Genomic DNA, 21,368 nt, shown 5'->3' on the forward strand with positions numbered 1-21,368 from the left:
TTACTAAAGAGATATTATCCATCATCTTATAAATAATATTTATCAATTTTATCTTTCCCTCTTAAACATATTAAGTATCTTTGAGGTTATTAAATAAATTGAAACGATATGTGTTTAGCGGTACCCGGAAAGATTATCTCAATCGATCGAAGCATCCCCGAAATGACCATGGCTAAAGTTGATTTCGGAGGCATCCTAAAGAATATATGTATTGAATGGGTGGATGTGAAACAGGGGGATTATATCCTCGCTCACGCAGGGATCGCTATATCTGTTGTAGATGAGAAAGAAGCGGAGGAAACACTGAAAGACCTTAAAGAATTACAAAAGTGCGTTTCGTAGACGAATATAGAAGCAACGAGAAGGTACAAACTCTTCTGGAGGCCATCCGCAAAAAGGTGACACGACCTTGGTATATCATGGAGATTTGTGGCGGGCAAACACATGCTATCGCCCGTTATCGGCTGGAAGAGATGTTGCCGCCGGATCTTCAACTGCTCCATGGGCCGGGCTGCCCGGTCTGTGTAACACCGGTCGAGACAATCGACTACGCCTTGAAGTTGGCGACACAGCCGAATGTGATCTTAGCCTCTTTCGGGGATATGATGCGAGTTCCGGGAAGTAAGGAGGATTTATTGAGCGTAAAAGCGAGAGGAGCGGATATCCGTATGCTATATACGCCCTTGGATGCCCTATCACTGGCCGAGGAGAACCCGGATAAGGAAATCGTATTCTTCGCGATTGGTTTTGAGACGACCGCACCTGTCCACCTCATGGCTTTGAAAGAGGCCATACGCCGAGGACTTCCGAACTTTTCCATATTGACTTCCTTATTCACGGTACCACCCGCTATCGAGGCTATCTTATCCGATCCGGAAAGTAAAGTAGACGGTTTCCTGACAGCCGGACATGTCTGCGCCATCACAGGCAACAGGGCCTATCACCGATTAACCGCCCGATATAAAATCCCGATGGTCGTCACCGGATTCGAGCCGGTAGATCTATTATATGGTATCTACCGCTGTGTCTCCCAGTTGGAAGCCGGAAGTTATGAGGTAGAGAACGCTTACAAACGGGCCGTCCCCGAACAAGGGAATGCCGCCGCCCGCCAACTTATGGACGAGATGCTGGAACCTTGCGACCAAGACTGGCGGGGCATCGGAATCATCCCCTCCAGCGGGCTTCAACTTCGGTCCGAATATAAAAGATATTCCTCCCGAATGAGATTTCAATTGTGTCCGGAAGAAAACCAGATCGCATCCGAATGCATCGCCGGTCTGATTATGAGAGGTTTGAGACAACCCTCGGACTGTCCCCATTTCGGGAAGGCCTGCCATCCCACCCATCCGCTGGGAGCCCCGATGGTCTCCTCGGAAGGGGTTTGTGCCGCTTATTATAGATATAAATAGAAAGATATGAATATACACTTGAATTGCCCGATTCCTTTTACCGACTCAGACCGTGTGTTACTAGCGCACGGAGGGGGAGGACGCATGACACACCAACTGATCAGCCAAGTATTTTATCCGGCTTTCCGGAACCCATTATTGGAGCAGGATCATGACGGATGCGTGTTCCCTATGGAAGAAGGGCGACTGGCCTACTCTACCGACTCCTTCGTGGTAGACCCGATCTTTTTCCCCGGAGGAGATATCGGTGATCTGGCGATCAATGGGACCGTTAACGATTTGGCTTGTTGTGGTGCCCGTCCTTTGTATCTGACCGCCGGGTTTATACTGGAAGAGGGCTTGCCTCTAGCAGATCTTCAGCGTATCGTACAATCCATGAAACGTGCGGCGGAGCGTGCCGGCGTACAGATCGTAGCAGGAGACACAAAAGTGGTGGAACGGGGCAAATGCGATAAATTGTTTATCAACACCAGTGGGATCGGGATCGTCCCTCCGGGCATACGAATCGCCCCAGACCAAGCGACTCCCGGCGATGTCGTCATTTGTAGCGGCCCGATTGGTCTACATGGTATCACGATCCTTTCCGCACGGGAAAGCTTGGGATTCGAGACGGATCTAAAAAGTGATACCGCTTCGCTAAACATTCTGATTTCTGAGCTGTTACATACTATAGGAGAGGTACATGTCTTACGTGACCCCACCCGAGGTGGCGTAAGCGGAACCCTCAACGAGATCGCCCAAGACGCTGGTGTGGATATCCTGCTGGACGAAGACGCCCTGCCTATTCCGGAAGCGGTACGTGCCGCATCCGAGATGCTAGGATTAGACCCACTCTATATAGCGAACGAAGGATTGGTTCTTGTGATCCTGCCGGAAAGCCTTGCGGAACAAGCGTTACCCCTTATGAGAGGTTTTGAGGAGGGCAGGCAAGCGACCGTTATCGGCCGTATCACCAAGCAAAGCGGAGAGCAAGCCCGGGTCAAGATGAAGACATTATACGGTAACTACCGGATCATCGATATGCTAAGCGGGGAGCAACTCCCCCGTATTTGTTAGAATACTTAATTGCTGAGATATGGAAAATAAAAGACCGTCCGTTTACGAAGAGTGCCGTCAGAAAGGCATCTCCCGCCGGGACTTCCTGAAGTTCTGTACCACCATGGCCGTCCTGATGGGATTGGAGGCTTCGGGAGTGGCACAGGTAGTAAATGCCTTGGAGACGAAACCCCGCCTTCCGATCATCTGGCTACACCTACAGGAATGTACCTGTTGTACCGAATCGTTTATCCGTGCCGCCCACCCGATCGTGGCTACCTTGTTGTTAGACAAGATTTCCCTAGACTATACCGAGACGCTGATGGCCGCCGCCGGCGAACAGGCCGAGGCCGCTAAGGAAGAGACCATGAAAAAATATTACGGCAATTATCTGCTGATGATCGAGGGATCGTTACCTACAAAAGACGAGGCTTATTGTTGCGTAGGCGGCAAGAGTGCCTTGCAGATCACCGAAGAGGCCGCCGCAGGAGCTAAAGCGATCATCGCTTGGGGCAACTGCGCTTCCGCCGGTTGCGTGCAAGCGGCGAACCCGAATCCTACCGGCGCTAAAGGTATCCATAAAGTCATCAAAGGTAAACCTATTATTAATGTACAAGGCTGTCCTCCGATCGCCGACGTGATGGCGGGTGTCATTATCTATATGTTGACCTTCGATCGTATGCCACAATTGGATGGATTGGGCCGTCCGAAGATGTTCTACTCACGCCGGGTACATGATACGTGCTACCGCCGTGCGAATTTCGACGCCGGCTTGTTCGTGGAAAGCTTCGACGATGAGAACGCCAAGCATGGCTACTGCTTGTATAAAGTGGGATGCAAAGGTCCGAGCACCTATAACTCGTGCGGTATCATCAAATGGAACGAGGGCACCAGTTACCCGATCCAGAGCGGTCACCCCTGTTTGGGTTGCAGCGAGGAGAATTTCTGGGACAACAGCCCGTTCTATAAACGTATGCCCGATATACACGGATTCGGTATCGAGGCCACGGCGGATCAGATCGGTCTGGCTCTAGGAGCCGCTACCGCCGCCGGTATCGCCGTACATGCCGTAGCAACTAACATACGGAAAAAAGAGCTTATCGACAATGATAAGCCGGAAAGTAAATCTACGATCTAATAAAACACTACTATCATGTCAGAAAGAATTGTCATAGACCCCATTACCCGTATAGAAGGCCACCTGCGGGTAGAGGCTGAAATAGAAGGTGGCACGATCAAGAACGCTTATAGCTCGGGTACCATGGTGCGGGGCATCGAGAATATCGTAAAAGACCGGGATCCCCGGGATGTATGGGCTTTCGTAGGCCGTGTTTGCGGCGTATGTACTTCCATCCACTCGCTTGCCTCGGTACGGGCGGTCGAGAACGCACGGGGTATCGTGATCCCTCCCAACGCCAGTATGGTTCGTAATATCATGCAAGCCGTATTGTACATGCATGACCATACGGTGCATTTCTATCAATTGCATGCATTGGATTGGGTAGATGTGGTATCCGCCTTAAAAGCCGATCCAAAAGCCGCCGCTTTACTTGCCCAGCAACTTTCTCCATGGGCAAAGAATACCGAGGGGTATTTCACCGCCACTCAAGAACGACTAAAGAAGTTCGTTGCCAGCGGGCAGCTTGGTATATTCGCCAATGGGTATTGGGGACATCCGGACTATAAACTTACGCCGGAACAGAACCTTATCGCTACCGTCCATTATCTGGACGCATTGGAATGGCAGAAAGAGGTCGTCAAGGTACACGCTGTGTTCGGGGGCAAGAATCCGCATCCAAACTATATCGTAGGCGGTATGCCTTGCAGCATCGACTTAAATGAGGCCAATGCGATCAACGCAGATCGACTCGCTCTGGTAAAGCAGAAACTAGAGGAGGCGAAAACATTCATCAATCAAGTTTATATCCCAGATTTATTGATGATCGCCAACGTCTATAAAGACAAATGGAGTAAGATTGGCGGAGGCGTACGAAACTATTTGTCTTACGGAGACTACCCGGTGTTCGATCTCGGGGAAGTGGAAAGTTATAAGATCCCCAGAGGAATCGTCTTGGATCGTAACCTTAGCAAGGTACATCCCGTAGACGCTAACTCCCCGGAGGAAATCAAGGAGTACATTTATCATTCATGGTATAAATACACGCAAGGAGACAAAGCCGGTTTGCATCCCTACGAGGGAGAGACCCATCTGGAATATACCGGCCCTCGTCCCCCCTATAAGTTGCTGGACGTAGAGGATAAATATAGTTGGATCAAGACGCCACGGTGGAAACAGGAACCAATGGAAGTGGGTCCGTTAGCCCGTTTGATCGTAGCTTACGCCGCAGGGAAGGAGCCACAAAAGAGTATCGTAGACGAGACTTTACGTCAGCTCGACTTGCCGGTAGATGCTTTATTCTCTACCCTAGGACGCACCGCTGCTCGTGGATTGGAATGTAGAATGGCAGCGGACTGGGCCCTTGAGTTTTTCAACCAATTGATCAAGAACCTCGAAAACGGGGATTCCCGGATGGCAAACAGTGCCGAATGGGAACGGGAGAACTGGCCCGATCATGAGCAAGGCGTAGGATTGGCCGAAGCTCCCCGTGGAGCATTAGCCCATTTTATCGTGATCGACAAGAACCGGGTAAAGAACTACCAGATGGTAGTGCCTACTACTTGGAACGCCTCACCGAGGGATGAGAACGGCGTATTGTCCGCCTACGAGTCCGCTTTGATCGGTACGCCGATATACGATCCGAAGCAACCCTTAGAGATTCTTCGGACGATCCACTCTTTCGATCCTTGTCTGGCTTGTGCCGTGCATCTGTATGACGAGGAAGGAAAATATGTGCACCAAGTTGATACATTCTAAAAAACAATAGAGCCATGAAGAGTCGTAAGAAACGTTTAAGAGAAGTGTATGTATGGGAATTACCCGTACGTATCTATCATTGGGTGAATGCGCTCTGTATCGTCATACTCTGCGTGACAGGCTTTATCATCGCCGATCCTCCCGCGATCATGTCCGCTTCGGAGGCTTATTTCAGCTATTGGTTCGGCGTGGTTCGGTTTATCCATTTCGTAACAGCGTTCGTATTCTTCTTCAATTTCGTATTCCGGCTTTATTGGGGATTCGTCGGGAATCGTTATGCCAGATGGAATAACTTCATCCCTTTAAAGAAATCCCAATGGAAAGAGGTATTGGAGGTGATCAAGGTAGATATCTTGATGATTAAGAACAAACCGGTAGACAGTATCGGGCATAACGCCTTGGCTAGCTTAATTTATTTCGGAACTTTCTGGGCATTTTTGTTACAAAGTATCACAGGATTCGGCCTATACGCCAAGATGAGTCAGTCTTTCTTCCCGCAATTGTTCGCATGGACCATCCCGTTGATGGGCGGGGATTTGATGGCTCGCCAGATTCATCATTTCCTGATGTGGTTCTTCATCCTTTTCGCTATCGTTCATATTTATCTGGTATTTTATCATGACTATATCGAGCAACGTGGCGAGACTTCGTCCATCATCGGTGGCTGGAAGTTTATCGAGGAAGACATAGCGGACAAGGAAGAGGTAACCGAGACTGCCGAGACTATCACTAAGATCGCTAAAAAAGGATGAAAGTGGAGAAGGAAACATTAGTATTAGGAGTAGGCAATTTATTGCTGAAAGACGAAGGTGTAGGCATACACGTTATCAAGGCTTTAGAAAACGAGAAGCTCCCGGCTCACGTCCATTTGATGGACGGGGGCACGGGAGGACTTCATTTATTAAGTTGGCTGCAAGGATATGACCGTATCATCATGATCGACGCCACGCTGGATAATAACCCTCCGGGCACCGTCCGTCTGATCCAACCTCGTTACGCCACCGACTTTCCCCCGCTCATGAGCGCCCACGAGATCGGTCTAAAAGATATGATCGACGCCATGATCCTAACCGACGATCTCCCGGAAACCCATCTCATTGTCATCTCCGCCCTCAATATCAACGAGGTCGGAATGGATCTGACACCCGAGGTAAAGGCTGCGGTTCCGAAAGTGATCCGGATGATACAAGAGATTATTTCAATACATAATAGAGCATACCGGCAATAGCGGCCCCAGCTATCGGCCCTAAAACAGGTACCCAAGCATACTCCCAATGGCTGCTGCCTTTTCCCTTGATCGGCAAAATAAAGTGTATGAACCGGGGAGCTAAATCACGGGCAGGGTTAATCGCGTAACCGGTAGTTCCACCTAAGGAAAGGCCGATTACCCAGACCGTAAACGCTACCGGAATGGCACCTACCGAACCTAAACCTATCGGCAAGGTACTATTGCTTTCGTAGGTTAGTTCTCCGTCCGTTATAAAAAATACGACAAACATCAAGGCGAACGTACCGATCATCTCACCTAAGAAATTAATTGGATAATCTTTGATAGCAGGACTCGTACAGAATACGCCTAATTCCGCATCCGGATCATCCGTAGCGTTGAAGTGATCCTTATAAACCAGCCAGACCAATAAAGCGCCCAAAGCGGCACCTATCATTTGCCCGGCTATATAAGTACATACATCACACCAAGGGAAAGTCCCTCCGATCGCCAAGCCAATCGATACCGCCGGATTCAAATGTGCGCCACTATAAGGGCCGGCTACCACAACACCGATAAATACGCCTAAAGCCCAAGCGGTCGTTATCGCTATCCAGCCCGCTCCATTGCCTTTTGTTTTCGACAAACAGACATTCGCTACAACTCCTCCTCCCATCAGGATCAAGAGCATAGTCCCTAATAATTCCGCTAAAAATGGAGACATAAGATAATAATTTAAGAATTTGTTAACTTGTTAATCTGCCTATAAGATGATTTTCATTATTCAGCCCAATTCTGAGAACGCCCCACCGCCTTATGCCATTCGTTCAATAATTTACGGGCAGTATCCTCTTTCATTTGTGGGTTAAAGACCTTATCCAAGCACCATTGTTCTTTCAGTTCATCGATATCCTTCCAATAGCCGATCGCCAAGCCCGCCAAATAAGCGGCTCCCAAAGCAGTCGTCTCCAATACATTCGGACGTACGACCGGACAGCGGCAGATATCGGACTGGAATTGCATCAAGAAGTTATTAGCGATAGCACCGCCATCTACCCGAATCTCTTTCGGCTTGGCGTGAATATCGTTTTCCATGGCCATCAATACATCATATACTTGATAGCAGATGCCCTCCAAAGCCGCACGGGTTAAATGAGCCGCCGTAGTTCCGCGGGTAATCCCGATAATAGCGCCACGTGCGTATTGATCCCAATACGGCGCACCCAAACCCGTTAACGCCGGCACAAAATAAACACCCCCATTATCACTGACGGATTTCGCCATTTGCTCCGTAATCGAGGCATTCGGAATCAAGCCGATCCCATCCCTCAACCATTGAACGACGGCACCTCCCACAAAGACACTACCTTCCAGCGCATAGGTCGTCTGATCCCCTAATTTCCATGCGATCGTTGTCAATAGGTTATTCTGGGAAAGAACGGGTTCCTTGCCGGTATTCAGGATCATAAAGCAGCCGGTTCCGTAGGTTGTCTTGATCATACCATCCTCTACGCAGAGCTGGCCGAACAGAGCCGCCTGTTGGTCGCCAGCCATACCGGATACCGGGATGCCTTTCTTAAAAATAGGAGTTGATGTCTCGCAGTAAACCTCGCTACAGGCTTTCACTTGCGGTAACATCGAGGCAGGTATCGTAAACAAGTCCAATAACTCTTGGTCCCATTGCAAAGTACGGATATTGAAAAGCATGGTACGGGAAGCGTTCGTCACATCCGTAATGAATTGAGCGCCCCGGGTAAGTTTCCAAACCAGCCAAGTATCTACCGTACCGAAGCATAGCTCTCCCCGCTCCGCACGCTCCCGGATACCCTTTACGTTATCCAATATCCATTTTATCTTCGTGGCGGAGAAATAAGCGTCGATCACCAATCCGGTCTTCTGCTGGATACGTTCCGCCCAGCCTTGCGATTTAAGTTCCTCGCAATAATCCGCCGTACGGCGATCCTGCCATACGATCGCGTTGTATACGGGAAAGCCAGTCTCCCGGTCCCAGATGATGGTAGTCTCCCGTTGGTTAGCGATTCCGATACAGGCGATATGGCTATCCGTGACATCCGCTTTTGCCATCGCCTCCTTGATGACAGACGATTGGGTGTACCAAATCTCATTCGGGTCGTGCTCTACCCAGCCCGGTTTCGGAAAATACTGTTGGAATGGCTTCTGAGCCAACGTAATAATAGTTCCTTGATGATTAAACAGGATAGCCCGGGAGCTAGTGGTTCCCTGATCGATCGCCAATACGTATTTATTCCTGAAATTCATATCCTTCTATATTAGTATCGTTTATCAATTTGTCAATTCAGTATATAATTCGAGGCAACCTCATTAAACGCCTTTACCTGAGCAGAGGTCCAAGTCTCGTCCTTCCCCCATTCCGTAGCCAGAATCCCCGCTACTTTAGGAGCCATTGCCATCGCCGCCCGTGCGTCTAAGAATAAGATACGCAAACGGCGTGCCAATACATCCTCCAAAGTACGAGGCATCTCATTACGGACCAGCCAAGTTACCTCTCCTACCGTATAGGCATAGTCCGGATGCAACTTCTCCGCCATGGCGGGGGAAGAGGCCACTAAGTTACGGATTTCGTCGGCATCCGTACCATATACGTATAAAGGATCGGAGAAATCCGGATTCTTCCGGCTACCATGGATTTGGTAACGCTCGGTAATACAGTCTTTTGTAGGAATATGCATGTAACGTATCGCTAGGTCTAGGGTATCTTGAGCCATTTTCCGGTAGGTTGTCCATTTGCCTCCGATAATGGTGATCAAGCCGGATTTCTCCCGGATCAATTTATGGCTACGTGATATCTCTTTTGTCTTTTTACCTTCGCTACGGGGAGCGGCGAGCGGACGAAGCCCCGCGAACACAGATAAGACATCGCTTCGCTTGGGTGGCCGGGTCAAATAGTTAGCGGCCGTATCGAGTATAAATTGGATTTCTTTCTCTAAGGCTACCGGCTCTTTTTCCGGCGATTCCATCAAGGTATCCGTTGTCCCTACCACGACTTTATCATGCCAAGGTACGGCGAACAACACACGTCCATCCGATGTCTTAGGAATCATAATGGCGCAATCACTTTGCAAGAAAGAGGAATCCAATACCAAATGGACGCCTTGACTGGGGCGAACGGTCGGGCGTTTACCCGGCTCGTCCATTTGCAAGATCTCATCGGCGAAGACACCAGTAGCGTTGATCACGCAACGGGATCTTACTTGATAAACCGTACCGGTCTCCTCATCTCGAACCGTAACGCCGGATACTTTGTGGTCACCGTCCTTCAGAAGCCCTATGACTTTCGCGTAGTTCAAGATACAAGCACCGGCGTCGATAGAGCTGCGGACCATATTAATCGCAAGGCGGGAATCATCGAACTGGCCGTCGTGATAAAGCACCCCGGCGGTCATCCCTTTCGGACGAAGCATCGGAATGGTACGAAGCGCCCGTTTCGGGCCGATACAAACCGAACGTCCCAGACCTAATTTTCCGGCCATCACATCATATAGGATCAGGCCTATCGTATAAAACGGGCCTTCCCACCAACGATAACAAGGGATTAAGAAGGTTTGATCTTTTACCAAATGGGGAGCGTTCTGGCGTAGCAGGCCTCGTTCGCGCAAGGCTTCCAGAACCAAGGAGACATCTCCTTGCGCCAAATAACGGACACCGCCATGGACCAACTTCGTACTACGGCTGGAAGTTCCTTTCGTAAAGTCCGATTGTTCGAATAAGGCGACTCTATATCCTCTTGTCGAAGCATCCAGAGCGATACCTATGCCGGTAGCTCCTCCTCCGATCACAAGAAAATCAAAGACTTCAGACGGGTCTTCCAACTGAGAAATCATTTTACTACGGTCCATATAGCTCCTCCTTTATTAAGATTAACAGTCACAAATCTAACCATTAATTCTTAGTATAACAAAGGATTTGGGAAAAAGGATCAGTAGCGCTTTCTGTTTTCCATAAAGATAACTGCAGTTTCTATTGGAAGAAACAAAAGTTTCCTGCTGAAGAAACTTTTGTTTTGCTATAGGAAATCTAAGTGATTGATTTTATCTTTTTGAAAATCAAAAAGTAAGGGCTAAATTCAAAGGTAACAGGTAACACATTAGTAGCAAAAGTCTTGCTGCATATTGCGTTTCTCTGCATAATTTCAAATATCTCTATCACAAAGATAGTCAATATTTTCGAGTGCAACAAATCAATCGAAAACTTTTTATTAAGGGCCGACATTATTTGCTGGTCCTTTTTTTATTGGAAATTCGAAGGCATATCGATACTTTTTAAAATCTAAAGACAACTTCCAATCCTGCCGCGTTTTATTCGGGCAAACAAAAAAAATAAAAGAAATAGATATTGATAATAAGTGTATTACAGATAAAAAATAGGGCTGGCGGTATCCGTCAGCCCTATTTTTACATTTCCTTTTTCCCAAACTTTGCGGCAGAAAGAAGGATAAATGACGAACGAAAAAGAACAAAAGATGGAAGCAGGAAATGAAGACATCGAAATGCTGAAAGCATTAATCCAGAAGAGCTTCTCCGAGCAGCGGGATCTCATCACCCGGCTGGAAACGGCACTGGATGCCATGACCAGCTTTAATGGCAAACAGATGCTGGACAGCCGTGACATGCGCCTGCAGCTGAAAGTCTGTGACCGGACCCTCATCCGCTGGCGTAACTCGGGCAAGCTGCCTTATTTCAAGCTGAGCGGCAAGATATACTTCTGGGCTTCCGATGTATACCGGTTCCTCCGTGAGGAATACAGGGACGAAAATCCGGACATCAGAAATAACAAACCCGTAAAAAAATCATAGAAGATGGAAAATCAAAGTAAAGTCATCATGATCGAGCGCAACAAGTTTGCGTCTCTTGTCAAGGCGCATCGCAAATGCCTGCAGATGCTGAGTATCCTGGCCTATGCCTGCGCGACGAAGGAAGTGCAGTTGACCTTCACATTGGAAGAAATCTGCGAACTGCTGCAGATAAGCCGTGAGGAAGTGGAAAGACAAAGACAGAAAGGCTACATCCGTTTCGTCCACCGGAACGGTATGACAGTCTATGAAATCACCGACATCCTCCGGCTCAAGAACATGCTTGAGATGGGGGGCGTCTACCGGAAGATAGACGAGAAAGCCTTCATTCTGGAAGTGGCGGAGAAAGAAAAAAAAGAAACGGAACCTTCAATCAGATAATAAATATGAGACAGTTGGTACATGCCTCGCTGTTCAGCGGGTTTGGTGCGGCAGATCTTGCCGCCGAATGAATGGGATGGCGCAACGCCTTCCACTGTGAGATAGATGAGTTTTGTAACCGAATTTTAAATTACTGGTTCAGCCATGCAGAAAGTTATACGGATATTACAACTACGGATTTTCGGGGATGAAGGGGACGGATCGACATCCTCACAGGAGGTTTTCCATGCCAGCCCTTTTCCGTTGCCGGCCGGCGAAAGGGTGCGGAGGACAGCCGTTACCTCTGGCCTCACATGCTCCGTGCCATTCACGAGATCCGGCCCGGTTGGATTGTTGGTGAGAACGTTGGTGGCATCCTCCAGGTGGTACAGCCCGGCAAGGCGGCTCACGTGGGATGTCAGCCCTCTCTGTTCGGAGAGGATCAGCCTGTATACCGTAAGCGGGAGGAATACGTCGTCGAGACCATCTGCCGTGATCTTGAGCGTGAAGGATATACCGTCCAGCCGCTACTTATTCCGGCTTGTGCCGTCGGTGCCCCGCACAGAAGGGACCGTGTCTGGTTTGTTGCCCACGCCGATAGCCTCGGACTTCAAGGTAAGGGGACCCGGAAGCCAACAGAAGGGCCTGCCGGAGAGCATCCGCGAGATGCTGCTGCCCACCCCGACAGCAACGGAGATACACCACTGGCAACGGGTGGAACGTTGGAAACGTCAGGGGCGCACCTCCATGCACGAGACGGAAGACGGGGAGAAGAATCCCAACGGCCTGACGGACTTCCTGGACTTCCACGGGCTGCTCCCGACCTTGGAGCACATTGGAAGGAAGGGGAAGAACCCGCGGCAGGGAGGCCTTCCCGATTTCTTTGCCCAAACTGGAAGGAGTTTCCAACTCAATCCCCTGTTTGTGGCCGAGATGATGGGGTTCCCCACGAGCTGGACGGTATTACCTTTTCTTCCTGGCGGCAGCAGTCCGTCAAGGGATACGGGAACGCCATCGTCCCCCAGGTAATCCATGAGATATTCAAAGCGATAGAATCAACCTATAAACAGTAAACGACATGCGCACGTTAGTCATAACAGAACATCCCGAGTTCGGCAAGGTCCGGACCGTGGAAGCCGGAGGTAGGGTCTGGTTTTGCGCCAGGGACGTGGCCTCGGCATTGGGATATGCCAATCCCAAGGATGCCGTCAACCGGCATTGCAGGCCGAAGGGGGTATGCGTCCACGACCTCCTGACGGCAGGCGGCCGGCAGAAAGTGAAGTTCATCGACGAGGGGAACCTGTACCGCCTGATGGCCTGTAGCCGCCTGCCCTCGGCCGAGAGGTTCGAAAGCTGGATCTTCGACGAGCTGGTCCCCCGCACGCTCAAGGAGGGCGGCTACCTGCTGGAAAAAGAGGGGGAAACGGACGCGGAACTGCTCTCGCGGACCCTGCAACTGGCGGAAGCCAAGCTGAGAGAGCGTGACCGGTACATATCCGGACTGGAAAAGGAAAACGCGCTGAACGCCCTTAAATTGAGCCTGCAGGCCCCGAAAGTACGTTATTTCGACGAGGTGCTCCACTCTCCAAGCACTTACACGGTCACGCAGATCGCCAAGGAGTTGGGCATGAGCGGCAGGGAGCTGAACCGGAGACTGAAGGCTCTCGGTATCCAGTTCCGCCTTGGCGGAACCTGGCTGCTTACCGCACGTTATCAGAAGGAAGGATACACACGGACCCATACGCACAGCTGGCAGAGCCGCTGCGGGGAAACCGGTACAGCCATGCATACGGTGTGGACCGAGAAAGGTCGTCTGTTCATCCACTGCCTCTTCAGCGGCCTGTCTCTCTTTTAACCTTTCGCCGCTGGCGGCAACAAAAAAAGGGCTGTTCCCCGTTATTTGGGAGAACACCCTTGAAATCTCCGTCCCGGACCTGGTTTATTTATCAAGGCATGTCTACCGAATGGCCCGCTCCCCTGATGGAGCTGTAGTCCCCCCGGATCACTTTCCGCATTGACTTCAGGATATACTTGCACGTGCCACGTATATCGGAAAAGCCGAAGCCCAGCCAGCCGTCACTGAAATACGCTTTTATACATTGGGTATTCCTGATATACCCCATATAATACATCTTGTCATCGCCGACCTCCCTTGCTTCCACCTGTACCTCGTAATATTCGCCTTCGTGCTCCACGCAGGCTTCCCACAGGCAGGTTTCCGTGTCTGCTTCCGGGTAAGACTCCCAACGTCTTACGCTATGCTCCACAATCCTCATATCCAGTTGTTTTTATTTCACAAAGTAAAGCGGCCATCCTGACCTTTCATAATGATATAACTCTCATTATCCATGACTTAACTTTATTTTTCTTTATTCCCGTACTCATCCGGGAACGGGAAGGCTATAGTTTTGGCCCCCTCCGGTTTTCCTTTTCCCTGAGTGTCCGGGTATCCCGCCGCGTCTCCTGCTGCCGTAGCGTGTCGGCAAGTATCCGGATGAAATGCCCGTAATCCTCCACGAGCTGCTGGACGCATTCGAGCCGCAGCGTGTGCGCCATGTTCGCCATCGGGCTTGTACTGCGGGCGGCGATGTCCTGCCTGAGCAACGTGTCTAGGCAGACATTCTGCCTCTTTTTCAGATACTCCAACACTTTTTCCGGACTGCCCGATTCCCTTGCCTTCTGTCTCAAGTCCCTGAAACATTTGTACAGGTAATACTCCTTGTACGCCTCTTCCGCGTGTGACTCGAAAAAGGAGAGGTAATCCTCACCGGCTTTTGCCGCCTTGTTCTGGATCTTTTCGTCCAGGAGTTCCATTTTCTCATTCAGCCGGTCCATAAACCGGACCATGCCTGGGTTCTGTCTTTCCATACCTTATCGTTTTAATCCGTTTGTCCTATGTCTTATGGGTTGTCTGTTTTCCTTTTTCATGTCCTCTTCCGGCTGTCCAGGGAAAGGATACGCGAGAACTCCATGCAATCTTTCAGCACCTGCCGCGAGCATTCCAGCGACAGCGCGCGGCAGGTGTCCGCCATCGGGTGGGTGCCGCTTCCCGCCGACGTCCGCCCGCCAGCCTTTCCCTGTGGTACATGGCGATATCCCCGAAATACCTCTTCAGATCCTCCACGTCATCCGTCCTGCTGACTTTATTACGTAACAGGCGGTAATGCCCGCGCAGTAGCTCCCCCTTGTACAGGTACGCGGCTTTCCACTCAAAGAAACGGCAGTAGTCCGTAGAGGCGGACTCCAACCCCTCGCGCATGGCATTCTCGACGGCTGCGATCTTGTTGTCCAGCAATTTCCGTAGTTTGCGGACGATCCAGTTTTCCTGCCTCATATACGTTACATCTTTAATCCGTCCTGCCTCTTTCTTTCAGGGGCCTTCTTCGTTTTTATCTCCTTTTGGGGAGCCTTCATGGACAGAAGCCGTTCGAAGCCCGCATAATCCTTGACCAGTCTCTGCATACATTCCAGCCGGTAGGTATGTGCCAGATTGAAAATGTCGTCCGTGCTACGCCTGCGGATACTCCCGCTGACCAGCTCCTTCAGGCATTCCTCCCGTTTATGCCGTATATATCCATGTACCTCTCCGGGAGCTTCCGCCTGCCTGATTACCTGCCGGAGTTCCCCGTATCGCTTTACCATGAAATGGGACTTGAACAGCTCCTCCCCGTTCCACGCAAAGTGATAAAGGTAATCCCGGTCCAGTTTATCCCGGTTCTCCTTTATGCTTTTTTCCTCGTTCCGTATCCGCATGTCCAGATACTCGGCAAGCCGCTCCATGCCGTATTTTTCCTCTTCCGTCATATTCTATAATACTTTTTTTTCCACTGTCACGATCGTATCATTATGCCACCCGCCATGGGCGACCAATAGGATCTCTATGATTTCAAAACCGTATTTCTTGCCTATTCCACCAGAGTTCCATCCGCAGGTGATTACAATGCCTCCTTTTTTTACAATTCGGCCGATGGCCTCTTTCTGCCTGCTTCAGTATGAAGCCTGGGTGGTTTGCATATTGACCGTGATCCCTAACGCTTTATAACATTCCGCAACTTGCCGTGGAGAATAAGGAGGATCATATAGAACCGTATCCACACTATCCAGTTTAAATAAATTCAGGAAATCCGTGGCATCCATATGAAAATCAGTATCATACTGGGGATCAATATCATTCGTTACGTTCGCAAGCCTGTTCCCGGCCGCAAACGGATCTATGATATAGCCGTTTGCGTATTTTTGAATGAGTTCCCGAATAGGCTTGATACTGAATGTACGACTGTTGGGCATTTGCCAAACTCTCCTAATCAACATATGATAACTTATTTTTAACGATGTCGGCCATATCTTTATCCTCTATGGAGAACGGGATGTCCAGTGTCCGTTCCACGCCGAAGTTGTCCACCGCCACGAATCGGATCCCGGGATTATCTTCTCCCGTGTTCCGGTAAAAGAGGGTGAATATCTGACGGAGGATGTCCGTCGTGTCCAGCCCCGCGATGCCGGAGAGCTCCGTCAGCTCGCGGTTCACCAGTCTGGTGCCGTCCGCAGCGAACACCTCACCGTCACCCTCCAGCTGTATGTATCCGATGCGGTAACGGGCCTCCCGGTAATCCCCCTCGCGGTCAAGCGTCAGACGGATCTCCACCGTCTCGTCGGGTGCGATGCCTTCCTGCAGGTACCAGGAAGAGAGCGAGAAGTCGTATGCCTGCCGCACTTCCAGACGGTCGTCGCAGCCGGCGAGGGTGTACGCCAGCAGAGCCAGCGCGCATCCCATGATGAATGTTCCTAATTTCATTGTTTCCAGTTCTTAAAAGATTAATCGATGATATATTTCAGTCCGACGGCCACTACCGTATGGAAATGTCCTACGGACGATCCGAAGAAGACACGCTGCCGGACATTGAAAAGAAAAGCCCAGCGGTCGGTCAGGTACGCCTCCATCTCGAATGCCGGGGCGAAGCCGTAGATGAAGGCACCCTTGTGCAGCAGGGTCGCCCCGTCATAAAGGAGCCTGCCATTCCGGTTTACCCTCTCATAACCGGCCAGCGCGGACAGGCCGGCGGAGAGGAACACGTTCCTGCCCCTGTCCGAGAGGAACGGGAAGAGACAGCCCGCCTCCGCGGTGAACTGCTCCTTGGGAATCGCTATTTTCTTATAGGCGTAATGCTTCTTCACATAATCCGCCCCGAATACCCAGCGCGAGCGGTTGCGGTTGTAACGGCTCAGGGCCAGTCCGATCTGGAAATTCCCCCTCAGGTGCCTTACGTTCCTTCCGAAGTCATCCACGCCGCCCAGCCTCAGTTCAAGCCCCATCTGCCCGGGCAGGTAGCGTTGGGCGGAAACCTTGCCCGCCAAAGAGGACAGGAAGACGCACATCATTATTATAAACAGATATTTCCTCATAGAATTACTCCTTTATCAGTTCGTCCACCAGTCTGGCGTCCACCAGGTCACTGTTCTCGATATGGAACCGCTGGTGGCGTCCGCCGCCTTTCTCGTAAATCTCCACCTCGATGAGCTTGTCATCGGGGATGACCACCTTGTGGAAAGCATAGACGATGCGTCCTTCCCCCTTGCCCTCTATGCGCCTCAGCTCGTTGAGCGCGCGCACCGGCTCGATGTAGGTCTCCTGCTGTGCCGTTCGCTTGGCCACTTTCTTGTCCACCACCTTGAAGCGCACGAAGTCAATGTCGAAGGGCACATGCGAGGAGTTGGCCAATGAGATGTGGAGGAACAGCAGGTCCTTATGCACATAGACGCCCTTGAGCAGGGCCTGCATCCCGAACTGGCGGCAGCCGATGTGCTTCACGTCCCTGCGGTCCAGACGGTGTACGGTGTACATCAGGCTGGCGATGACCGAAGGGTCCTCCTCGCCGAGCTCGGTCACACGGACGGCGCTTCCCTCAGTGGAGGGTTCTGCCGGAAACCGGCTGTCCATATTGATGTTCAACGCTTCCGGCTCCTCCTCGTAGGAGACGAGGAACGAATAGAACGAGCCGTCGCCCGTGATGACCGAGAAGTTCGTCTCGCCGGGGAAATCCCGGACAGCCGCCTTTACGCGCACCACGTTCTCCACGCCGTCCGCCTTGCCCGCGATGATGTCCGTGCTGCCCAGGTCGACATAGCGGACCTCCGAGGGGAAAAGGATATGAACCGTCTTGCTGAACGGCACGCCGATCCTGTAGGGCGTGATGTGCTGGCCGGCGGTCAGAATCCTGACTCCGCCCTCCGGCTTGCGCTCCTGCGCCCGGCAGGTCATCCCCGCCAGCGCAGCCATAATTAAAAGAATGAATGTTCTCATCTTGAATGATTGCTTAAAAATTACAGTTAAACTTTGTTATTGCTTTTTTGTGACCAGCAGCACCTTGTACCCGGCCTTCAGCTTTACCTTGACCGCCTTGACCCGCTGCGAGATGAACCGTGTCCCGCCTTGCAGGACACCCCGCGTGAGGTCCATCGCCACCTGCTGCCCGGCGGAACCGGCGAAGGAGATGCTGCCTCCCATGCTCTGGCTCACGTCCCCCAATACTTCCTTGGCGGCCGTCCGGCTTTCCGATCCCGGCACGAAGATGCCCCGCTGCCCGTCAATGTCATATGTGGCTAGTTCTACCGGGATGATATTCCCGGCATATTCGATGCTGCTTACTAGGATGTCCAGACGTTCCCCCCGGATGTCGGCCGTACCGGTCACCAGGCTGTTGGCCGGTATGGTGACGCTTCCGGCCTGCAGGGGCTCGAGCAGGCGCAGCTTCACCCGTCCTCCCTGCTCGAGGGTCTGGCTCTCGGAAATGCAGGCCGGGATGGTGTTCATCCCCATCCGGTAGCTGCTGCCCACCGCCGTGTTGAAACCGTAGTTCCTCTCCACGGCCAGTGAGGCGACAAACGCGGAATCCGTCAGCGGCTGCTCCAGGGCGGAGGTCGTTCCGCTCTCCGCCCGGCTGACAGGGACAGGCTCCGGCTTTTCTTCCTCCTTCGCCTCGCCGGGCGAGCCTTCCGGGTTGGGGGTCAGGTACCTGGCGGCCATCCGGTAGGACTGTTCCATCATCCGCTCGCGGGATTCCGCTCGCCGGTTTTCCGCTTCTGCCTCTTCCAGCCGGAGGCTCAGTTCGTCCACTTTTTCCTTCAGGGTACCATCGGCTGTTCCCTGCGGTGTCTCGTAGAAACTTTCCAGTTGCTCGGTGATCCTTTCGTAGGTGTCCGCCGACTGCCGTATGCTTCCGTCCGGGCCGGATACGCTGTCCGTCTGTCCCTTACCTTCCAATAACCTTCCGGCAAGGTCGGAGAGCGACTGCATCCGTCTGTCTTTCTCACGCCGGACCTGCTGTCTTTCATAAACGTCCGTTTTATTCCCTTCCAGTTGGACCGCTGCCGGGTCCGGTACGTTCACGTTGAATCCGGAACCGCCCGCCACCGTTTCCCCGTTGTCACCGGAAGGGGCGAATATTCAGTAGAGGACAGCCAGGAATACCAGCACGAAGACCGGTATGACGATGTATTTCCTGCGGCGCAGGATTTCCTCCCCGCTAAGCCGCTTTTCCGGTTTTGTCCCTTTGGAGGGGATATCCCCGGCTTCCGCCGGCCGTGTGTCTTCCGGGGCTTCCCCGGCGGGCACGTGTCCTTCTTCCATGTTACTCTTCCTGTTTTCCATTCTGCTGGGGTTGTTTAATGGTCCGGTAAATACTTGTTACTTGTCCTTTCAGGGGATCGGGCAGCCTGCGCAGGGTATCCGTGAGGCTGCCTTCCCCGAAGGGAAGCTCCATGCGCTCCCTTGCCGGTGTCAGCCGGCCGGCGGCGCGCAGCAGGACGATACCCGATGCGATGCAGGTGAAGGCCAGCATCGCCACGAGGATGCCCCGTCTCTGTTTCTCGGAAAGGCCGTCCAAATATGCCTTCAGCCTTTCCCTTGCCGTTGATTTTATATCCATTTTCCAGATATTATTGAATGATTGATTACTGCGGGACACCGTTACCTTTCCACGGTACGTAGGTCCCTGTTTTCCAGAATCTCGAAATGCTCCGCAAGGAACCCTTGCGGGTTGTTGTCCGAGCGGACCGTGCTCTGCAGGCGGCAGCGTGTCACCAGGGAGCGTTCGGTGATGTTGCTCCCCCGGATGATCATCTGCCGGGCATAGGTGGTGACGCGGTAGGGATAGCTGTCGAAATCGCAGCTCATGCTGTCCACCACCACCGTCTGGTTGACGCTCCCGCTGATGAGCCGGTTGTAGAAACCTTTCTCGTTCCAGTCCCGGTAATACCCGTACAGGCTCTTGTCGGCCAGGTACATCGCCCGGTTTATGTTCGACTCGATGGCCGCCTTGTCGGGGGCCAGCGTGAAGAACAGCTCGTGCAGGCGGCGCACGTGCTCCCTCGCTTCCACCGGGCGGTTGCGCGCGGCGTCCTGCGAGAGGGCCATGATAAGCGACTTTCCCTCGTCCAGCACGTAGATCTTCTCCCGCTGCTCCTCGGCGAACCGGTAGGACTTCCAGACGGAGAAAACGGTCAGGAGGGTGCAGGAGGCGAGAAAGACGATACTGAACAGGCGGATCTGCCTGAACGAGGACTCGATGTTTTTTAAGCTCTTGAATTCCATGTCTTGAAATGAATGAATGTTATTATTCAGTCGTTTTTACTTTTTCAGCAGCACTCCGGCCACGTTGCCCGTGGATGCCCCGGCTACGGCCCCGCCCACGTTGGCGGCCTTGCTTGCCGTGTTGTTCATGTTCCGGTTGTACGCCCCCATGCCTCCGGCCTGGACCACCCAGTTCGCCACGGTAGGGACGCAGAAATATCCCACCAGCCCTATGAGCATGAACACCAGATAGATGGCTGTCGATCCGTCCGGGGAGAAGACGCTCAGGGGATCCTGTATCATTTCCATCTCGCTTTGCAGCACCAGCGTCTGTATCCTGGCGAGCATCACCCCCAGCAGGTCGGAGATGGGCAGCCAGAGATATACGCTGATATACCGTGCCAGCCACTGGACGAGCGTGCCCTGGAAACCGTCGAAGACCGAGATAGCGAAGGCTATAGGCCCCAGCACGGAGAGGACGATGAGAAAGAAGGTGCGGATCGTGTCCACCACCAGCGAGGCGGCGCGGAAAAGGAACTCCATCACCTTGCGCATGATGGTCTGCACGATGCTTTGCAGGGAGAACGAGTAACAGGTATGAGACATCCGCTGCATCACCGCGTAGTCCTCCCCGTTCCAGCCCATGTCGGCGATCTCCTTCTCCAGCTCCTCGTCCGTGGGATTGAACTCCCCGGTCACGGCCACCTTCAGGGGCATCTCGGCGAGCAGCCTGTCCTTTTCCTCCTGGAACTTCCTCACGTCGAAGGTCTGGTCGTGGAGCATGGCACCCGTTCCCTGCACGACGGGGCTCAGGATACCGTTCAGGCTCCCCAGCACGATCACGTCAAAGAACAGGATGCAGATGCCCAGACAGAAAGGGCGCAGCATGCCGAACACGTCCACCGGCTCGGCACGCGAGAGGGACTGCCACACGCGGTAGGCTATGTAGAAGAGCGCACCCAGGGCGGCGATGGCCGTGGCCAGCGTCATCATCGGCTGGCAGAGTTCGGTCATCTCGTCATACAGCCGGCGCAGGATACCGTGCAGGCTGTCGAAAGATAGGGATAGCAATACCATATAGT

Annotated in this window: 27 protein-coding genes; 11 read left to right on the forward strand and 16 right to left on the reverse strand. The window is 52.2% G+C overall.

Annotated elements, in window-relative coordinates; all coding sequences use genetic code 11:
• Positions 1 to 108 precede the first annotated feature (108 nt).
• From ACYIA1_RS09085 to ACYIA1_RS09115, 7 genes are read left to right on the forward strand one after another with little or no spacing between them, the layout of a single operon-like run.
• The gene (locus tag ACYIA1_RS09085) at positions 109 to 342 is read left to right on the forward strand and encodes a HypC/HybG/HupF family hydrogenase formation chaperone (protein WP_005865048.1); all 234 of its coding nucleotides are present in this window, start codon (positions 109 to 111) and stop codon (positions 340 to 342) included.
• Positions 330 to 1,409: a hydrogenase formation protein HypD gene (gene hypD, locus ACYIA1_RS09090; protein ID WP_146375161.1), complete on the forward strand. Its 1,080-nt coding sequence runs from the start codon at positions 330 to 332 to the stop codon at positions 1,407 to 1,409. Before ACYIA1_RS09085 ends, hypD begins: the two co-directional genes overlap by 13 nt.
• Before the next feature lie 6 nt (positions 1,410 to 1,415).
• Positions 1,416 to 2,465: a hydrogenase expression/formation protein HypE gene (hypE, locus tag ACYIA1_RS09095; RefSeq protein WP_196009470.1), complete on the forward strand. Its 1,050-nt coding sequence runs from the start codon at positions 1,416 to 1,418 to the stop codon at positions 2,463 to 2,465.
• Positions 2,466 to 2,484: 19 nt separating this feature from the next.
• The gene (locus ACYIA1_RS09100; RefSeq protein WP_413639323.1) at positions 2,485 to 3,582 is read left to right on the forward strand and encodes a hydrogenase small subunit; all 1,098 of its coding nucleotides are present in this window, start codon (positions 2,485 to 2,487) and stop codon (positions 3,580 to 3,582) included.
• 15 nt (positions 3,583 to 3,597) lie between these two features.
• Positions 3,598 to 5,319 carry a nickel-dependent hydrogenase large subunit gene (locus ACYIA1_RS09105; RefSeq protein ID WP_413639322.1) on the forward strand — a complete coding sequence of 574 codons (1,722 nt, stop codon included), beginning with the start codon at positions 3,598 to 3,600 and terminating at the stop codon, positions 5,317 to 5,319.
• Between the two features lie 14 nt (positions 5,320 to 5,333).
• The gene (cybH, locus tag ACYIA1_RS09110; protein WP_005865039.1) at positions 5,334 to 6,071 is read left to right on the forward strand and encodes a Ni/Fe-hydrogenase, b-type cytochrome subunit; all 738 of its coding nucleotides are present in this window, start codon (positions 5,334 to 5,336) and stop codon (positions 6,069 to 6,071) included.
• Positions 6,068 to 6,547, forward strand: a complete 480-nt coding sequence (locus ACYIA1_RS09115) for a HyaD/HybD family hydrogenase maturation endopeptidase (RefSeq protein WP_005865036.1) — start codon at positions 6,068 to 6,070, stop codon at positions 6,545 to 6,547. The genes cybH and ACYIA1_RS09115 overlap by 4 nt, the downstream gene beginning before the upstream one ends.
• Here ACYIA1_RS09115 and ACYIA1_RS09120 read toward each other — a convergent pair.
• From ACYIA1_RS09120 to ACYIA1_RS09130, 3 genes are read right to left on the reverse strand one after another with little or no spacing between them, the layout of a single operon-like run.
• The gene (locus ACYIA1_RS09120; RefSeq protein ID WP_005855011.1) at positions 6,513 to 7,250 is read right to left on the reverse strand and encodes an MIP/aquaporin family protein; all 738 of its coding nucleotides are present in this window, start codon (positions 7,248 to 7,250) and stop codon (positions 6,513 to 6,515) included. The genes ACYIA1_RS09115 and ACYIA1_RS09120 overlap by 35 nt on opposite strands.
• 56 nt (positions 7,251 to 7,306) lie before the next feature.
• Entirely contained in the window at positions 7,307 to 8,806 is a 1,500-nt protein-coding gene (gene glpK / locus ACYIA1_RS09125; RefSeq protein ID WP_008773317.1) for a glycerol kinase GlpK, read from the reverse strand.
• 32 nt (positions 8,807 to 8,838) lie between these two features.
• The gene (locus ACYIA1_RS09130; protein ID WP_121962819.1) at positions 8,839 to 10,404 is read right to left on the reverse strand and encodes a glycerol-3-phosphate dehydrogenase/oxidase; all 1,566 of its coding nucleotides are present in this window, start codon (positions 10,402 to 10,404) and stop codon (positions 8,839 to 8,841) included.
• Positions 10,405 to 11,027: 623 nt separating this feature from the next.
• Between ACYIA1_RS09130 and ACYIA1_RS09135 the strand changes: the two genes are divergently transcribed.
• From ACYIA1_RS09135 to ACYIA1_RS09150, 4 genes are all read left to right on the forward strand, one after another.
• Complete coding sequence (locus ACYIA1_RS09135; RefSeq protein ID WP_008766486.1) at positions 11,028 to 11,360, forward strand: helix-turn-helix domain-containing protein; 333 nt, start codon at positions 11,028 to 11,030, stop codon at positions 11,358 to 11,360.
• A 3-nt stretch (positions 11,361 to 11,363) separates the two neighbouring features.
• Positions 11,364 to 11,738 (forward strand): MerR family transcriptional regulator, encoded by a 375-nt coding sequence (locus ACYIA1_RS09140; protein ID WP_008766487.1) that lies wholly within the window; start codon positions 11,364 to 11,366, stop codon positions 11,736 to 11,738.
• Positions 11,739 to 11,944: 206 nt separating this feature from the next.
• A complete protein-coding gene (locus ACYIA1_RS09145; RefSeq protein WP_225700322.1) occupies positions 11,945 to 12,790 on the forward strand; it encodes a DNA cytosine methyltransferase in 846 nt (281 codons plus the stop codon).
• 5 nt (positions 12,791 to 12,795) lie between these two features.
• Entirely contained in the window at positions 12,796 to 13,572 is a 777-nt protein-coding gene (locus ACYIA1_RS09150; RefSeq protein ID WP_074910879.1) for a phage antirepressor, read from the forward strand.
• A gap of 91 nt (positions 13,573 to 13,663) precedes the next feature.
• Here ACYIA1_RS09150 and ACYIA1_RS09155 read toward each other — a convergent pair whose 3' ends face one another.
• From ACYIA1_RS09155 to traJ, 13 genes are all read right to left on the reverse strand, one after another.
• Positions 13,664 to 13,993 (reverse strand): hypothetical protein, encoded by a 330-nt coding sequence (locus tag ACYIA1_RS09155; protein ID WP_074910876.1) that lies wholly within the window; start codon positions 13,991 to 13,993, stop codon positions 13,664 to 13,666.
• Between the two features lie 124 nt (positions 13,994 to 14,117).
• The gene (locus ACYIA1_RS09160; RefSeq protein ID WP_074910874.1) at positions 14,118 to 14,585 is read right to left on the reverse strand and encodes a hypothetical protein; all 468 of its coding nucleotides are present in this window, start codon (positions 14,583 to 14,585) and stop codon (positions 14,118 to 14,120) included.
• A gap of 112 nt (positions 14,586 to 14,697) precedes the next feature.
• The gene (locus ACYIA1_RS09165) at positions 14,698 to 15,051 is read right to left on the reverse strand and encodes a hypothetical protein (RefSeq protein WP_225700288.1); all 354 of its coding nucleotides are present in this window, start codon (positions 15,049 to 15,051) and stop codon (positions 14,698 to 14,700) included.
• Positions 15,052 to 15,056: 5 nt separating this feature from the next.
• Positions 15,057 to 15,521, reverse strand: coding sequence for a hypothetical protein (locus ACYIA1_RS09170; RefSeq protein WP_074910872.1), 465 nt, complete (start codon positions 15,519 to 15,521; stop codon positions 15,057 to 15,059).
• A gap of 183 nt (positions 15,522 to 15,704) precedes the next feature.
• Positions 15,705 to 16,028 carry a hypothetical protein gene (locus ACYIA1_RS09175; RefSeq protein WP_211435803.1) on the reverse strand — a complete coding sequence of 108 codons (324 nt, stop codon included), beginning with the start codon at positions 16,026 to 16,028 and terminating at the stop codon, positions 15,705 to 15,707.
• A complete protein-coding gene (locus tag ACYIA1_RS09180; protein ID WP_074910870.1) occupies positions 16,018 to 16,512 on the reverse strand; it encodes a TraQ conjugal transfer family protein in 495 nt (164 codons plus the stop codon). The genes ACYIA1_RS09175 and ACYIA1_RS09180 overlap by 11 nt, the downstream gene beginning before the upstream one ends.
• Positions 16,513 to 16,532: 20 nt before the next feature.
• The gene (locus tag ACYIA1_RS09185) at positions 16,533 to 17,120 is read right to left on the reverse strand and encodes a conjugal transfer protein TraO (protein WP_074910867.1); all 588 of its coding nucleotides are present in this window, start codon (positions 17,118 to 17,120) and stop codon (positions 16,533 to 16,535) included.
• A 4-nt stretch (positions 17,121 to 17,124) separates the two neighbouring features.
• The gene (gene traN / locus ACYIA1_RS09190) at positions 17,125 to 18,018 is read right to left on the reverse strand and encodes a conjugative transposon protein TraN (RefSeq protein ID WP_074910865.1); all 894 of its coding nucleotides are present in this window, start codon (positions 18,016 to 18,018) and stop codon (positions 17,125 to 17,127) included.
• A gap of 36 nt (positions 18,019 to 18,054) precedes the next feature.
• Positions 18,055 to 19,104, reverse strand: coding sequence for a conjugative transposon protein TraM (gene traM, locus ACYIA1_RS09195; RefSeq protein ID WP_234154694.1), 1,050 nt, complete (start codon positions 19,102 to 19,104; stop codon positions 18,055 to 18,057).
• Positions 19,105 to 19,161: 57 nt separating this feature from the next.
• Entirely contained in the window at positions 19,162 to 19,344 is a 183-nt protein-coding gene (locus ACYIA1_RS09200; protein ID WP_234154693.1) for a hypothetical protein, read from the reverse strand.
• Between the two features lies 1 nt (position 19,345).
• Positions 19,346 to 19,681, reverse strand: a complete 336-nt coding sequence (locus tag ACYIA1_RS09205) for a hypothetical protein (RefSeq protein WP_244155015.1) — start codon at positions 19,679 to 19,681, stop codon at positions 19,346 to 19,348.
• A 2-nt stretch (positions 19,682 to 19,683) separates the two neighbouring features.
• Positions 19,684 to 20,307 (reverse strand): conjugative transposon protein TraK, encoded by a 624-nt coding sequence (gene traK, locus ACYIA1_RS09210; RefSeq protein WP_074910857.1) that lies wholly within the window; start codon positions 20,305 to 20,307, stop codon positions 19,684 to 19,686.
• 36 nt (positions 20,308 to 20,343) lie between these two features.
• Positions 20,344 to 21,363, reverse strand: a complete 1,020-nt coding sequence (gene traJ, locus ACYIA1_RS09215) for a conjugative transposon protein TraJ (RefSeq protein WP_480335088.1) — start codon at positions 21,361 to 21,363, stop codon at positions 20,344 to 20,346.
• Between the last annotated feature and the right edge of the window lie 5 nt (positions 21,364 to 21,368).

The organism is Parabacteroides sp. KHUB-02 (assembly GCF_056640955.1).

Coding starts and splice junctions, on each gene's coding strand:
- ACYIA1_RS09085 (WP_005865048.1), top strand. CDS start 109: ATGTGTTTAGCGGTACCCGGAAAGATTATCTCAATCGATCGAAGCATC.
- hypE (WP_196009470.1), top strand. CDS start 1,416: ATGAATATACACTTGAATTGCCCGATTCCTTTTACCGACTCAGACCGT.
- ACYIA1_RS09100 (WP_413639323.1), top strand. CDS start 2,485: ATGGAAAATAAAAGACCGTCCGTTTACGAAGAGTGCCGTCAGAAAGGC.
- ACYIA1_RS09105 (WP_413639322.1), top strand. CDS start 3,598: ATGTCAGAAAGAATTGTCATAGACCCCATTACCCGTATAGAAGGCCAC.
- cybH (WP_005865039.1), top strand. CDS start 5,334: ATGAAGAGTCGTAAGAAACGTTTAAGAGAAGTGTATGTATGGGAATTA.
- ACYIA1_RS09115 (WP_005865036.1), top strand. CDS start 6,068: ATGAAAGTGGAGAAGGAAACATTAGTATTAGGAGTAGGCAATTTATTG.
- ACYIA1_RS09120 (WP_005855011.1), bottom strand. CDS start 7,250: ATGTCTCCATTTTTAGCGGAATTATTAGGGACTATGCTCTTGATCCTG.
- glpK (WP_008773317.1), bottom strand. CDS start 8,806: ATGAATTTCAGGAATAAATACGTATTGGCGATCGATCAGGGAACCACT.
- ACYIA1_RS09130 (WP_121962819.1), bottom strand. CDS start 10,404: ATGGACCGTAGTAAAATGATTTCTCAGTTGGAAGACCCGTCTGAAGTC.
- ACYIA1_RS09135 (WP_008766486.1), top strand. CDS start 11,028: ATGGAAGCAGGAAATGAAGACATCGAAATGCTGAAAGCATTAATCCAG.
- ACYIA1_RS09140 (WP_008766487.1), top strand. CDS start 11,364: ATGGAAAATCAAAGTAAAGTCATCATGATCGAGCGCAACAAGTTTGCG.
- ACYIA1_RS09150 (WP_074910879.1), top strand. CDS start 12,796: ATGCGCACGTTAGTCATAACAGAACATCCCGAGTTCGGCAAGGTCCGG.
- ACYIA1_RS09155 (WP_074910876.1), bottom strand. CDS start 13,993: ATGAGGATTGTGGAGCATAGCGTAAGACGTTGGGAGTCTTACCCGGAA.
- ACYIA1_RS09160 (WP_074910874.1), bottom strand. CDS start 14,585: ATGGAAAGACAGAACCCAGGCATGGTCCGGTTTATGGACCGGCTGAAT.
- ACYIA1_RS09165 (WP_225700288.1), bottom strand. CDS start 15,051: ATGAGGCAGGAAAACTGGATCGTCCGCAAACTACGGAAATTGCTGGAC.
- ACYIA1_RS09170 (WP_074910872.1), bottom strand. CDS start 15,521: ATGACGGAAGAGGAAAAATACGGCATGGAGCGGCTTGCCGAGTATCTG.
- ACYIA1_RS09175 (WP_211435803.1), bottom strand. CDS start 16,028: ATGTTGATTAGGAGAGTTTGGCAAATGCCCAACAGTCGTACATTCAGT.
- ACYIA1_RS09180 (WP_074910870.1), bottom strand. CDS start 16,512: ATGAAATTAGGAACATTCATCATGGGATGCGCGCTGGCTCTGCTGGCG.
- ACYIA1_RS09185 (WP_074910867.1), bottom strand. CDS start 17,120: ATGAGGAAATATCTGTTTATAATAATGATGTGCGTCTTCCTGTCCTCT.
- traN (WP_074910865.1), bottom strand. CDS start 18,018: ATGAGAACATTCATTCTTTTAATTATGGCTGCGCTGGCGGGGATGACC.
- ACYIA1_RS09200 (WP_234154693.1), bottom strand. CDS start 19,344: ATGGAAGAAGGACACGTGCCCGCCGGGGAAGCCCCGGAAGACACACGG.
- traK (WP_074910857.1), bottom strand. CDS start 20,307: ATGGAATTCAAGAGCTTAAAAAACATCGAGTCCTCGTTCAGGCAGATC.
- traJ (WP_480335088.1), bottom strand. CDS start 21,363: ATGGTATTGCTATCCCTATCTTTCGACAGCCTGCACGGTATCCTGCGC.